12 protein-coding genes and 1 riboswitch are annotated in these 13,463 nt (G+C 72.7%); of the genes, 4 read left to right on the forward strand and 8 right to left on the reverse strand.

All coding sequences use genetic code 11. From position 1 onward, the window contains the following. Positions 1-10 precede the first annotated feature (10 nt). Positions 11-181: riboswitch (cobalamin riboswitch) on the forward strand. A 127-nt stretch (positions 182-308) separates the two neighbouring features. Together ACIGXE_RS18495 and ACIGXE_RS18500 are read left to right on the forward strand one after the other, a co-directional pair. Beyond that, on the forward strand, positions 309-2,660 hold the full coding sequence (locus ACIGXE_RS18495; protein ID WP_399748587.1) for a ribonucleoside-diphosphate reductase subunit alpha: 2,352 nt from the start codon (positions 309-311) through the stop codon (positions 2,658-2,660). Continuing rightward, positions 2,660-3,676, forward strand: coding sequence for a ribonucleotide-diphosphate reductase subunit beta (locus tag ACIGXE_RS18500; RefSeq protein WP_399748589.1), 1,017 nt, complete (start codon positions 2,660-2,662; stop codon positions 3,674-3,676). Before ACIGXE_RS18495 ends, ACIGXE_RS18500 begins: the two co-directional genes overlap by 1 nt. 69 nt (positions 3,677-3,745) lie before the next feature. Here ACIGXE_RS18500 and def read toward each other — a convergent pair whose 3' ends face one another. The 8 genes from def to ACIGXE_RS18540 form a co-directional block, all read right to left on the reverse strand. Next, on the reverse strand, positions 3,746-4,375 hold the full coding sequence (def, locus tag ACIGXE_RS18505) for a peptide deformylase (RefSeq protein WP_399748591.1): 630 nt from the start codon (positions 4,373-4,375) through the stop codon (positions 3,746-3,748). A gap of 67 nt (positions 4,376-4,442) precedes the next feature. Continuing rightward, entirely contained in the window at positions 4,443-5,423 is a 981-nt protein-coding gene (locus ACIGXE_RS18510; protein WP_382537495.1) for a tetratricopeptide repeat protein, read from the reverse strand. A gap of 79 nt (positions 5,424-5,502) precedes the next feature. Further along, the gene (locus tag ACIGXE_RS18515; RefSeq protein WP_399748594.1) at positions 5,503-6,840 is read right to left on the reverse strand and encodes an HD-GYP domain-containing protein; all 1,338 of its coding nucleotides are present in this window, start codon (positions 6,838-6,840) and stop codon (positions 5,503-5,505) included. Further along, positions 6,837-8,456 (reverse strand): HD-GYP domain-containing protein, encoded by a 1,620-nt coding sequence (locus tag ACIGXE_RS18520; protein WP_399748596.1) that lies wholly within the window; start codon positions 8,454-8,456, stop codon positions 6,837-6,839. The genes ACIGXE_RS18515 and ACIGXE_RS18520 overlap by 4 nt, the downstream gene beginning before the upstream one ends. 153 nt (positions 8,457-8,609) lie before the next feature. Then, positions 8,610-8,912 (reverse strand): mycothiol system anti-sigma-R factor, encoded by a 303-nt coding sequence (gene rsrA, locus ACIGXE_RS18525; protein WP_399748598.1) that lies wholly within the window; start codon positions 8,910-8,912, stop codon positions 8,610-8,612. After that, positions 8,909-9,565, reverse strand: coding sequence for a sigma-70 family RNA polymerase sigma factor (locus tag ACIGXE_RS18530; RefSeq protein WP_399749089.1), 657 nt, complete (start codon positions 9,563-9,565; stop codon positions 8,909-8,911). Before ACIGXE_RS18530 ends, rsrA begins: the two co-directional genes overlap by 4 nt. Before the next feature lie 255 nt (positions 9,566-9,820). Further along, positions 9,821-10,453 (reverse strand): alpha/beta family hydrolase, encoded by a 633-nt coding sequence (locus ACIGXE_RS18535; RefSeq protein ID WP_399748600.1) that lies wholly within the window; start codon positions 10,451-10,453, stop codon positions 9,821-9,823. Positions 10,454-10,515: 62 nt separating this feature from the next. Then, positions 10,516-11,331 carry an SOS response-associated peptidase gene (locus tag ACIGXE_RS18540; protein WP_399748602.1) on the reverse strand — a complete coding sequence of 272 codons (816 nt, stop codon included), beginning with the start codon at positions 11,329-11,331 and terminating at the stop codon, positions 10,516-10,518. A gap of 50 nt (positions 11,332-11,381) precedes the next feature. On the opposite strand from ACIGXE_RS18540, the gene ACIGXE_RS18545 reads away from it, so the two are divergent. Next, positions 11,382-12,068 carry a M50 family metallopeptidase gene (locus tag ACIGXE_RS18545; RefSeq protein WP_399748604.1) on the forward strand — a complete coding sequence of 229 codons (687 nt, stop codon included), beginning with the start codon at positions 11,382-11,384 and terminating at the stop codon, positions 12,066-12,068. A gap of 42 nt (positions 12,069-12,110) precedes the next feature. Next, positions 12,111-13,463, forward strand: coding sequence for a 3-phosphoshikimate 1-carboxyvinyltransferase (gene aroA / locus ACIGXE_RS18550; RefSeq protein WP_399748606.1), 1,353 nt, complete (start codon positions 12,111-12,113; stop codon positions 13,461-13,463).

Consider the following 13,463-nt stretch of genomic DNA (forward strand, 5'->3'; position numbering starts at 1 on the left):
CAACGCAAACGACACACAACATGTGGGGGGTGCCGCGACGGGCGCCCCCCACATGTATGCTCATCCTCGCTGTCGCCGCAGGGGAATCCGGTGGAAATCCGGAACTGTCCCGCAACGGTGTGCTTTTGCGCGTTTCGCGCACGTGCGAGTCCGAGGACCTGCCGACAGTGCGCCCGGTCCGTCCGTTCCGGGTGCCACAGACGTCCGGGCCTCGCGGAGTGGGCCGGTGGACGCGGCGCCGCCCTGCGTACGGCCGCCCGTTCCCGCCTCCCGTCCTGGCCCCGAGCCGAGCGAGGGAGAGCCCCCACGTGACCATCGCGCCCGCCGATCCGGCCGCAGCGATCGAGAACGACGGCCCCGGGACCGTACTCCTGCGGACCCTGACCGATCTCACCGCCGATCTGCCGGACACCGACCCCGGCAAGGTCGCCGCCGCCGCCCTGCGCGGCCGGCACCCCGGCTCGGACGAGGCGGAGCTGCGCGAACTGGCCACCGAGGCCGCCGCCGGCCTGATCGCCGAGGACCCCGCCTACTCCCGGCTCGCCGCCCGGCTCCTGACGCTCACCATCGCCGAGGAGGCGGCCGGCCAGGGCGCGGTCTCCTTCTCCGCCTCCGTCGCCGTCGGCCACCGCGAGGGCCTGATCGCCGACCGGACCGCCGACTTCGTGGCCCGGCACGCCGCCCGGCTGGACGCCACGATCGACGCCGCGGCCGACGACCGCTTCGGCTACTTCGGCCTGCGCACCCTCTACTCGCGCTACCTGCTGCGCCACCCGATCACCCGCAAGGTGATCGAGACCCCGCAGCACTTCATGCTCCGCGTCGCCTCCGGCCTCGCCGAGGACGACTCGGCCCGCGCGCTGGACGAAGTGGCGGCGCTGTACGGGCTGATGAGCCGGCTCGACTACCTGCCGTCCTCCCCCACCCTCTTCAACTCCGGCACCCGCCACCCGCAGATGTCGTCCTGCTACCTGCTGGACTCCCCGCAGGACGAGCTGGACTCCATCTACGACCGCTACCACCAGGTCGCGCGGCTGTCGAAGCACGCCGGCGGGATCGGCCTGTCCTACTCCCGGATCCGCGCCCGCGGTTCGCTGATCCGCGGCACCAACGGGCACTCCAACGGCATCGTCCCGTTCCTGAAGACGCTCGACGCCTCCGTCGCCGCCGTGAACCAGGGCGGCCGCCGCAAGGGCGCCGCCGCGGTCTACCTGGAGACCTGGCACGCGGACATCGAGGAGTTCCTGGAGCTCCGCGACAACACCGGCGAGGACGCCCGCCGCACCCACAACCTCAACCTGGCGCACTGGATCCCGGACGAGTTCATGCGCCGGGTCAACGCGGACGCCGAGTGGTCGCTGTTCTCCCCGGCCGACGTGCCCGAGCTGGTCGACCTGTACGGCGAGGAGTTCGACGCCGCCTACCGCGCCGCCGAGGCCAAGGGCCTGGCCAGGAAGACCATGCCGGCCCGCGACCTGTACGGCCGGATGATGCGCACCCTCGCGCAGACCGGCAACGGCTGGATGACCTTCAAGGACGCCTCCAACCGCACCGCCAACCAGACCGCCGAGCCCGGCACGGTCGTCCACTCCTCGAACCTCTGCACCGAGATCATCGAGGTCACCGACGACGGCGAGACGGCGGTCTGCAACCTCGGCTCGGTCAACCTGGGCGCGTTCGTCGCCGGTGCGGACCTGGACTGGGAGCGGCTCGACGAGACCGTCCGCACCGCCGTCACCTTCCTCGACCGGGTCGTCGACATCAACTTCTACCCGACCGAGCAGGCGGGCCGCTCCAACGCCCGCTGGCGCCCGGTGGGTCTGGGTGCGATGGGCCTCCAGGACGTCTTCTTCAAGCTGAAGCTGCCCTTCGACTCGGCCGAGGCCCGGGCGCTCTCCACCCGGATCGCCGAGCGGATCATGCTCGCCGCGTACGAGGCCTCCGCCGACCTCGCCGAGCGCAGCGGCCCGCTGCCGGCCTGGGAGCAGACCCGTACCGCCCGTGGCGTGCTGCACCCGGACCACTACGACGTCGAGCTGAACTGGCCCGAGCGCTGGGCCGCGCTGCGCGAGCGGATCGCCGCCGTCGGCATGCGCAACAGCCTGCTGCTGGCCATCGCGCCGACCGCGACGATCGCCTCGATCGCGGGTGTCTACGAGTGCATCGAGCCGCAGGTCTCCAACCTGTTCAAGCGCGAGACGCTGTCCGGCGAGTTCCTCCAGGTCAACTCGTACCTGGTGGACGAGCTCAAGCGGCTCGGCGTGTGGGACGCGCAGACCCGCGAGGCGCTGCGCGACGCCAACGGCTCGGTGGCCGGCTTCGGCTGGGTGCCGGCCGAGGTGCGCGAGCTGTACCGCACGGCCTGGGAGATCCCGCAGCGCGGTCTGATCGACATGGCGGCGGCCCGCACCCCGTTCCTGGACCAGTCGCAGTCGCTGAACCTGTTCATGGAGACGCCGACCATCGGCAAGCTGTCGTCGATGTACGCGTACGCCTGGAAGCAGGGCCTGAAGACCACGTACTACCTGCGCTCGCGCCCGGCGACCCGGATCGCCCGCGCCGCCCAGGCCAGCACCATCCCCGTCCAGCAGGCGACGCCCGACGCCGACGCCGTCGCCTGCTCCCTTGAGAACCCCGAGTCCTGCGAGGCCTGCCAGTAATGACCACGTCCACCGAAAAGAACCTGCTGGACCCGGGCTTCGAACTGACCCTCCGTCCGATGCGCTACCCGGACTTCTACGAGCGCTACCGGGACGCGATCAAGAACACCTGGACCGTGGAGGAGGTCGACCTCCACTCGGACGTCGCCGACCTCGCCAAGCTCACCCCGGGCGAGCAGCACATGATCGGTCGCCTGGTCGCCTTCTTCGCGACCGGCGACTCGATCGTGGCGAACAACCTGGTCCTGACGCTGTACAAGCACATCAACTCCCCGGAGGCGCGCCTGTACCTGTCGCGCCAGCTCTTCGAGGAGGCCGTGCACGTCCAGTTCTATCTGACGCTGCTCGACACCTACCTGCCCGACCCGGACGACCGCGCCGCCGCGTTCGCCGCCGTCGAGAACATCCCCTCCATCCGCGAGAAGGCGCAGTTCTGCTTCAAGTGGATGGACTCGGTGGAGAAGATCGAGCGGCTGGAGACGCAGGCCGACCGCCGGCGCTTCCTGCTCAACCTGATCTGCTTCGCCGCGTGCATCGAGGGCCTGTTCTTCTACGGCGCCTTCGCCTACGTGTACTGGTTCCGGTCCCGCGGCCTGCTGCACGGCCTCGCGACGGGCACCAACTGGGTGTTCCGTGACGAGACGATGCACATGAACTTCGCCTTCGAGGTCGTGGACACCGTCCGCAAGGAGGAGCCGGAGCTCTTCGACGACGAGCTCCAGGCGCAGGTCACCGCGATGCTGCGGGAGGCCGTCGAGGCGGAGCTGCAGTTCGGCCGCGACCTGTGCGGCGACGGCCTGCCGGGCATGAACACCGAGTCGATGCGCGAGTACCTCCAGTGCGTCGCCGACCAGCGCCTGACCCGCCTGGGCTTCGCCCCGGTGTACGGCTCGGAGAACCCGTTCGCGTTCATGGAGCTCCAGGGCGTCCAGGAGCTCACCAACTTCTTCGAGCGCCGCCCGTCCGCCTACCAGGTGGCGGTCGAGGGCTCGGTGGACCTGGGCGAGGACTTCTAAAAGGCCCCCATGCCGAAGGGCCCCGCTCCACGGGGGGGAGCAGGGCCCTTCGGCGTGCCTGCGGGAAGGTCAGTCGTTCGCGACGACCGGGTAGCGCGGGGTGCCCTCGGCCATCTGCTTCAGGGCGTCCTTGCGGTCGCGCTTGGAGAGCTTGTCGATGTACAGGAAGCCGTACAGGTGGTCCGTCTCGTGCTGGAGGCAGCGGGCGAAGTAGCCCGTGCCACGCACCTTGATCGGGTTGCCCTTCGAGTCCTGGCCGTGCACCTCGGCGTAGTCCGGGCGGGCCAGCGAGGCGTACGCGGTCGGGACCGAGAGGCAGCCCTCGTTGGAGTCGTCCAGGTGGCGGCGGTCGGCCGGCAGGTCCTGGAGGACCGGGTTGACCACATGGCCGACGTGCCGGACGCCCTCGTCGTCCATGCAGTCGTAGACGAAGACCTTCAGGTCCACGCCGATCTGGTTCGCGGCCAGGCCGACGCCCTCGGCGGTCCTCTGGCTGGCGAACATGTCGTCGATCAGCTGGGCCAGGTCGTCGTCGAACTCGGTGACGTCCTTGCACTCCCGGTGGAGCACGGGGTTCCCGACGACCGTGATCGGACGCGAGGTGCCCCGCTCGCGGTGTGCGAGCTCACGCGCCTCGCAGTCCTCCGTGTCCACGACGAAGCCGTCGTTGATCTGCTCGTCCGTCTCCTGCTGCGCCATGTCCGGCCGCGCCCTTCTGAAAACCCGATTCCGTCGGAGGACAGCCTACGGGCCCGGGGCCGTGACCTCAGCAGACCTCTTCGAGATCACGCCACTCACGACTGTCCGGACTGTCCGCGACCCAGCCGTCGAGCAGCCCGCGCACCAGGCCCGCGGGGGCGGCGATGCCGCACTCGCGCTCCGGGACCCACAGCTCGCCCGGCGAGCGGTGGCCCAGCGGACCGGGGTGCCCGGGCTCGCTGTGGTCGTGCGGGTCCAGGTGCTCGCCCTCGCCCTCGGCGCTCGGCATCGTCGACTCCGAGCAGGCACGGCAGAGCAGCCGTACGGAGGACGACCAGTCCTCCGCGGCGAAGCCGGCGTCGGCGGCGAGCTGCTCCAGGGCGTCCCGGTCGGCCTCGGTGGCCGCCTCCAGGAGGACCACCCAGGTGGGCACGGGCGAGGGGGCCCAGAGCTCGATCTCGTCGAAGACCGGGTACGAGGGGCCGGCCGTGGTGGTGCGCTCACCGTTCGGCACCCCGTCGTGGAGCACGACCTCGCCCCAGCGGCGGCCGGAGGACGGCAGCGGGATGGACAGCACCTCGATCCGGGCGGGGTCCAGGCGGCGGCCCCACACGACCTCGGCCTCGCCCTCCGGGGAGAGCCTCACGGCCGCGCTGCCCAGCTCCATGCCGGCCGGCTCGCCGGTGCCCGCGGCGGCGCCGGGGACCTTGAGCCCGTAGGCCTGCCAGGCGCGGCGGGCCAGCGGCCAGTCCTGCAGGGCGGTGGCGGCGATGCCCACGTTCCACCAGTCGGGGGCGCCCGTCTCCTTGTCCAGGAGTGCGACGGCGCGCAGCCCGGCGGCCCGGGCCTGCTCCCAGTCGTGCCGGAACTTGTGCAGCAGGGCCAGGTTGAACCAGGACTCGGAGAGCCAGGGCTCCAGGTCCGCCGCGCGCGTGAGCAGCGCGCCCGCGTCCTCGTACCGGCCGTCGCCGATCAGCGTGAACGCGCGGTCGGTGGCCTGCCGCCACGAGGCGGAGGGCCGATGCCGTACCTTCCCGAAGATCCTCACGATTCCCGCCTGCCGGTCGCTTCACCCTCTTGTTCGCATCCAACCATGCCCGGTCGGACGCGCGCTCATTACCCATGGGTTACCCCGGCGGAACGGGGGCGATGCCCCTCTTGACACCTCCGCGCGCGAGGACCCTGGCAAGGGCTTCGACCACGTCGGGGTGGTGGTCGTGGGCGGTGCCCAGACGCAGCCGCTCCAGGGCGCCGAGGCCGCCGCCCGGACTGCCGGCGGCGAGGTCGTCGTAGGCGTTGACGGTGCGGACGATCCGGGCGGGCAGCGGCTGCTCCCGGTACGGGTCGGCCTGCCGCTCGACGACGACCGCGACGGCCTCCGGGACGCCGGTCTGGCGCACCACGGCGCCGCCGAGCAGGGCGATCCTGCGCTGCTCCTCGGCGGGCAGCGGGGCGGTGGCTCCGCCGTCGACGGGGTCGACCAGCGAGAGCTGTCCGATGTCGTGCATGAGCGCCGCGTACTCCAGGACGGTCAGCTCGGTCCCGGACAGGCCGAGCTCGCGGCCGACGGCCCGGCTGAGCGCGGCGACCCGGTGGGCGTGGCCGGGCGGGGTGCAGCCGGCGATCTCGGTGGCCCGGGCGAGCGAGGCGATGGTCTGCCGGTTGGTGGTGCGCACGGCCGCGTACCGCCGGAAGGAGACCTGGGTGAGCAGCAGCGGTACGGCGAAGACGGGCAGCGCCCACAGGCCGGCGACGGCCACCCCGAGCGCCATGACGGTGCCGGTGGCGCACACGGCGGAGCCGATGCCGAGCAGGGCGCGCAGTTCGTCGCGGAGCAGCGGGCCGTAGGGGTGACCGGTACGGGCGCGGAGCAGCACGGCCGCGAGGACGGCGTCGCAGAGGGCGGTGAGCACCAGCAGCAGGAGCAGGAAGAGGGCGTAGGACGGGCCCTGGCCGAGGTGGGCGGTGATCGTGCCCGCGTTGAAGAGGGGCTGGAAGCACAGGGCGGCGAAGCCGACGGTGAGGATGCGCCGGGCCAGGAGGTCGGGGTGGGGGCCGCGGCCCCGGGCCACGTGGGGGACGCTCCCGGCGAGGCCGGCCGCGACGACGACGGCGACGGTCTGGAGGACGCCGTGGGTGGTGGCCCGGCCGGCGTCCTGTCCGAGCAGGGCGTACGCGAGGGCGCCGGCGGCGGCCAGCGGGGCCGGTTCCCGCTCGCCGGGCTGGGCGCCGTGGCGGGCGAGCTCGCCCAGGGCGATGAGGATGCCGAAGGCCAGGGCGTTGCCCGGTTCGTCCACCCCCTGCCAGAGGGTGGCGCCCAGCCCCGCGAGGGTGAGGAGCAGGGCGGCGGCGTGGACGGTGGCGGTGGTGGCGCGGGCGGCCGTGGTGGGGCGGGGGGGCGTGGTCGTGGTGAAGTGGGCCGCCGTGGTCGTGCCTGGGGGCGTGGTCTCGCGGGGGGTTCTCATGCCTGCCGCCTGTGCTGGGCTTTCACCCGTGGGTTCGCGGGGTCCGGGGCCTCCGCGGGGGAGGGAGGTGTCCGGACTGCGTGCTCCACTTCGCTTCGCTCGTGGAGGACGCCACCACGTCCGGACACCTCCCTCCCCCGCTCCGGCCCCGGACCCCTTCCCGCCGTCGTCGGCCGCCGGGCGGGGGCGGGTGGCTCCGGCTCCGGGCGCTTTCCCGCCGTCGTCGGCCGCCGGGCCGGGGCTGGTGGGTCCGGGTCCGGGCGCCTTTCCGCCGTCGTCGGTTGAGGGGATCTGGGGGGCGGGACCGTTTCGTCGGCGGTGACCTCTGTCTGCCAGCCGTGTTTGTGCAGGGCGCGGGCGAGGGCGTCGACCATGCGGGGGTCGAACTGGCTGCCGGCGCAGCGTTCCAGCTCGGCGAGGGCCGTCTCGACGGGGCGGGCCCTGCTGTACGAGCGGGTGGAGGTCATCGCGTCGAAGGCGTCGGCGACGGCGACCACGCGCGCGTACTCGGGAATCCGGTGGCCCTTGAGGCCGTACGGGTAACCGCTGCCGTCCATGCGCTCGTGGTGGTGCAGGATCGCCGTGCGGGCCTCGCCGAGGAAGCCGATGCCGCGGACCATCTCGTGCCCGTACTCGGGGTGGAGCTCGATGACCCGGCGCTCCTCGGGGGTCAGAGGGCCGTCCTTGCGCAGCACCCGGGTCGGCACCCCCAGCTTGCCGACGTCATGGAGGATGCCGGCGAACCGGACGACCTCCAGGCGGGGCTCGTCCATGCCGAGCTCACGGGCGATCAGGACCGAGGCGTGGCCGACCCTTTCGCTGTGCCCGCGGGTGTAGCGGTCCTTGATGTCCACGGCCTGGACGAGGGCCCGGATGGTGGCCTGGTGGGCGGCGCGTTCGCGGTGGTACTGGGCGAAGCCCCAGCAGGAGATGTACATGGGCAGCAGAACGAAGAGCGCGGCGACCGGACCGTAGCTGCTGCGCCACAGCACGGCCATCATCAGCCCGGCGAGGCCGTGCGCCGTGTGCGGGGCGAGGGACCGGCCGAGCAGTCCGCGCCAGGCGGTCCGCGGCGGGAGCTGTTCGGCGGTGGCGCGGATGCTGCCGTCCAGCGCGGTGAGGACCAGGCAGAAGACGAGCGCGGTGGCCCCGGCGGGCAGCAGCACGTACGGGAAGTCGGGGACGTCCGGCCCGCGGCCGAGCGCTCCCGGGCACTGGAGGAGCTGCCCGACGACGGCCGCGGCCCAGACGGACAGGGCCAGCTGGGCGGCGCGCCAGGCCCGGCGCAGGGCGAAGGGCGGCCGGTCGACGCGGGCGAGGACGGCGCCGGGTACCGCGGCGAGCGCGGCGGCGGACGGCGGCAGGAGCAGCGCGGCGGTGAGCAGGACGGGGAAGAACGAACCGGCCCCCGGGGACAGCGCCCGGCCGAGGAGGCGGCAGCGGGCGGGCAGTTCGCACAGCGCGTACAGGGCGGCGAGCAGCAGCGTGGTCGGCCAGGGGGTGGCCGCGCCGGGGCGTAACGCGGGCAGGCCGACCGCCGTGGCGGCGAGCACGGCGCAGCCGACGTGGACCCGTGCCGCCCGGGGCACCGGCTTCGACCGCGGAGCGAACTTCACGCCTGTCACGCTAGCGATTCGGTGCGGTGGCGGCGGGCGAGCCGGACCGATTCGCCACATCGGGTGATACAAGCGGATCAGACGACGGACACACCGGGTCGGGCACGCCGAAGGCCGGGCGAGGGACTCGCCCGGCCTTCGGTACGCGTGCGGCTACTGCTCCTGCGGGGTCGCCGTGACGTCCTGCTCGGGAAGCAGGTGACCCTCGCGGATCAGCTCGATCCGCCCCATCACCTTGGCGCGCAGGTCGGTCGGCACGTCGTCACTGCCGCAGCAGCGCTTGACCAGCTTCTTGACCGCCTGCTCCAGGCCGTACTTCTCCAGGCACGGGGAGCACTCCTCGAAGTGCACCTCGAACTTGGTGCATTCGCCGTCGGGCATCTCACGGTCGAGGAACTCGTAGAGATGGTCCAGGACCTCTGAGCAGTCCGTCTCGTGCGGCTCTCCGCAGCTCATGAGCCCGAGCCTTTCAGATCGTGCGTCGACTCTCCGGCGCCCGCGGGAACCAGCCCGCGCTCACGGGCGTAGTCCTCGAGCATGCCGCGCAGCTGGCGGCGGCCCCGGTGCAGCCGGGACATCACCGTACCGATGGGCGTACCCATGATGTCCGCGATCTCCTTGTACGCAAAGCCCTCTACGTCGGCGAGATAGACGGCGATGCGGAACTCCTCGGGGATCGCCTGCAGCGCTTCCTTCACGTCGGAGTCGGGAAGGTGGTCGAGCGCCTGCGACTCGGCGGACCGCAGTCCGGTCGACATGTGCGACTCGGCGCGGGCGAGCTGCCAGTCCTCGATCTCCTCGGCGGCGGAGCGCTGGGGCTCGCGCTGCTTCTTGCGGTACGAGTTGATGAAGGTGTTCGTGAGGATGCGGTACAGCCACGCCTTGAGGTTCGTGCCCTCACGGAACTGGTGGAAGGACCCGTACGCCTTCGCGTAGGTCTCCTGCACCAGGTCCTCCGCGTCCGCGGGGTTGCGCGTCATGCGCAGCGCGGCCGAGTACATCTGGTCCAGGTAGCCGAGGGCGTCCCGCTCGAAGCGCGCGTTGCGCTCCTCGGTCGTCTCCTCGGGGCCTTCGTCGGTCCCTGTGTCGGTCCCGGTGACCGGACCCACCTCCTCCAGCGCTGCGGCGAATCCGAACGCGGACCCGCTCGCTTCGGAGGATAGACGAGGAACCGCTCCGCCCGCCGCCCGAATAGGGGCGGTCCTCGGCCCGGGCAGCACCGTCCAGTCGAGGTCAGCGGCCTGCGGGCGCTCCGGGCAGATGGTCGAACCCATAGGACGGACTCCCTCTTCCTTGCTCTTTCCGGCACCGATGTCCGTCACAACAGACGTCCCCCGCTCCGCATTCCCGCGCCGCCCGCGCGGTCACCGAAGGGACGCGATCCACCCCGAGACCTCGCGGACGATCACGTCCAGTGCCTCTTCCTGGGTGAGCGTCGCGCGCTTCGGCACGGCGAAGCCGTGGTCGCCGTACGGGACCTCGGCGAGGGCGTACGGGCCGGCCGGGAACTCGGCGGGCTTGCCGAACGGGTCGTTGCCGCCCTGGACGACGAGGGTGGGGACGCCGGCGCCCAGGAGCTCGTCGGCCCGTGACTTCTCCGGTCTGCCCGGCGGGTGCAGCGGGAAGCTGAGGGCGAGCACGGCGCTCGCGCCGAGCTCGCCGGCGGTGCGGCAGGCGACCCGGGCGCCGGCGCTGCGTCCGCCGGAGATCACCGGCAGACCGGGGGCGGCGAGCGCGGGCCACAGCCCGCGCCAGCCGGTGTCCAGGGTCTTCGGCGCGGGGGCGACCTTCTTGCCGGCCACCCGCCAGGGCTGCTCGACCAGGGCCACGGTCACGCCCTCGGCGGGCAGCGCGGCGGCGAGCGCCTGCAGGTCGCGGGCCTCGATGCCGCCGCCGGCGCCGTGGCTCACGGCGAGGACGGTCCAGGGCTTCTTGGCGGCGACCCAGGTGATCCGGGCGTCCCCGGCGTCGGTCGGAACGGTCTCGCTCTTCGTCACGCCTCCATCCTGCACCGCCGTGCCACGCGCGCGGGTCCCGGAAACACGCTCGGGAGCGGACTTCAGAAGAGGGTCCCCTCCTCCGGTCCCTCCAGTTCCTGGAGGAGTTCGGGACCGTTGTTCCGTACGTTGCTGACCGCCGTCGACACCGGGTAGGCCCGCATCAGGCCCCCGGGCGGCGGGGCGAGCAGCGAGCGCAGTTCGTCCGGACCGGTGCGGGCCGGGTCCAGCCAGGCGTCCCACTGGTCGGCGGTGAGCATGAGCGGCATCCGGGGGTGGATGTCGGCGAGGGCGTGCGGGCCCTCGGCGGGGGCGACGCCCAGCGGGGCGGTCTCCGCCTCCGTGGTGACCACCGAGCAGGTCACCCACCAGGCCTGCGGGTGGTCGTCGGGCAGGGTCCGGTCCCGCCAGAACTCGTACAGGCCGGCCATGGCGAAGACGGATCCGTCGGCGGGGGTCACGAAGTACGGCTGCTTGCGGGGCCGCTTCCGCTTCCCCTCGACCTCCAGGTCGCGCTCGGCGGCGCCGGTCACCCACTCGTAATAACCGTCCGCCGGCAGGATGCAGCGGCGGGCCGCGAAGGCCTTCTTGAAGGAGGGCTTCTCGTGCAGGGTCTCGGACCTGGCGTTGATCATGCGGGCGGCGCCCTCCGGGCTCTTCGCCCAGGACGGCACCAGGCCCCACTTCAGGGCGCGCATCTGGCGAACCGGCCGCCGCGATTCCGCGTCTTTCAGGGGACGCTCCAGGATCGCGTAGACCTCCTTGGTCGGGGCCACGTTCCAGTCGGGGGCCAGGGTCTCCGTCGGCTCCCACTTCTCGACCTCGAAGACGTCCACGAGGTCCTCGGGCCGCCGACTCGCTGCATACCGTCCGCACATAAGTGCCACACTGCCACGGTCCCGACCCCGACCGAGGAGCCGTCCACGAAATGCCAGAAGTCCTCGGCACCCAGCCCGCCCCCGCGGAGTGGATCGTGATCGCCACGGCGGTCGCGGCCCTCGCCGCGGTGCTGCCCCGGCCGATATGGCGCCTGTCCCGGAACGCGATCACCATCGCGCACGAGGGCGGCCACGGCCTGGTCGCCATCGCCACCGGGCGGCGGCTCCAGTCGATCCGGCTGCACTCGGACACCAGCGGCCTCACCGTCTCGCGGGGCCGCCCCACCGGCATCGGCATGATCCTCACGGCCGCCGCCGGCTACACCGCCGCCCCGCTGCTGGGCCTCGGCGGCGCCGCGCTGCTCTCCACGCACCGGATCACCCTGCTGCTCTGGCTGGCCACGGCGCTGCTCGTGGCGCTGCTGGTCATGGTCCGCAACGCGTACGGGATCTTCACCGTGCTGCTCACCGGCGGCCTGTTCGTCCTGGTGTCCTGGCTGACCTCCCCGGACGTGCAGTCGGTGTTCGCGTACGCGGCGGTCTGGTTCCTGCTGCTCGGCGGGGTGCGGCCGGCCTTCGAGCTGCAGGCCAAGCGACGGCACGGCGGGGCCGGCGACTCGGACGCCGACCAGCTCGGCAGGCTCACCCACGTGCCGCCGGCGCTGTGGCTGTTCTTCTTCCACGCGGTCTCGATCTGCTCCCTGATCGGCGGCGGGCGCTGGCTGCTCGGCCTGTAGCGGGCGGGTCGCGGGCCTCCCGTACCCCCGTACAGTGAGGGCATGACCGAAAGCTCCGCGTCCATCGATCCGCTCACCGGCCTCTGGCCCGCCCCGTATGCGGGTGGCCCCGTCGACGCCACCGTCACCGTGCCCGGATCGAAGTCGGTCACCAACCGGGCCCTGGTGCTCGCCGCGCTCGCCGCCGAGCCCGGCTGGGTGCGCCGGCCGCTGCGCTCGCGCGACACCCTGCTCATGGCGGAGGCGCTGCGCACCCTCGGCGTGAAGATCGAGGAGACCGTGTCGTCCAGCTCCTCCGTCGCGGGGGACCCGGAGGGCGGCGGCGAGGCGTGGCGGGTCATCCCGGCGGGGCTGCGCGGACCGGCGACCGTGGACGTCGGCAACGCCGGCACGGTCATGCGCTTCCTGCCGCCGGTGGCGGCCCTGGCCGACGGCCCGGTCCGCTTCGACGGCGACCCGCGCTCCCACGAGCGCCCGCTGCACGGCGTGATCGACGCGCTGCGCGCGCTCGGCGCCCGGATCGACGACGACGCGCGCGGCGCGCTGCCGATGACCGTGCACGGCGGCGGCGGTCTGGAGGGCGGTGTCGTGGAGATCGACGCCTCCTCCTCGTCCCAGTTCGTGAGCGCCCTGCTGCTGTCGGGCGCGCGCTTCAACCACGGCGTCGAGGTGCGGCACGTCGGCGACCGGCTGCCCTCGCTCCCGCACATCCGGATGACGGTCGACATGCTGCGCGCGGTCGGCGCCCAGGTCGACGAGCCGGAGCACGGCGGGGAGCCCGACGTGTGGCGGGTCGCGCCGTCCGCGCTGCTCGGCCGCGACCTGGTCGTGGAGCCTGACCTGTCGAACGCGCAGCCGTTCCTGGCCGCGGCCCTGGTCACCGGCGGACGGGTCACCGTGCCGGACTGGCCGGAGCGGACCACCCAGCCGGGTGACGCGCTGCGGGAGATCTTCACCGCGATGGGTGGATCCTGCGAGCTCACCGAGCGGGGCCTGACCTTCACCGGCTCGGGCCGGATCCACGGCATCGACATCGACCTGGGCGAGGTCGGCGAGCTGACCCCCGGCATCGCGGCCGTCGCGGCCCTCGCCGACTCCCCGTCCACCCTGCGCGGCGTGGCCCATCTGCGACTCCACGAGACCGACCGCCTCGCCGCCCTCACCAAGGAGATCAACGGGCTCGGCGGTGACGTCACGGAGACCGAGGACGGGCTGCACATCCGCCCGCGCCCGCTGCGCGGCGGGGTCTTCCACACGTACCACGACCACCGGATGGCGACCGCGGGCGCGCTGATCGGCCTCGCCGTGAAGGGCGTGGAGATCGAGAACGTGCGGACCACCGAGAAGACCTTGCCCGACTTCCCGGGGATGTGGACCGAAATGCTCGGGGCCTGA

Origin of the sequence: Streptomyces sp. NPDC053431 (assembly GCF_044544925.1) — a bacterium.
Classification (GTDB): domain Bacteria; phylum Actinomycetota; class Actinomycetes; order Streptomycetales; family Streptomycetaceae; genus Streptomyces.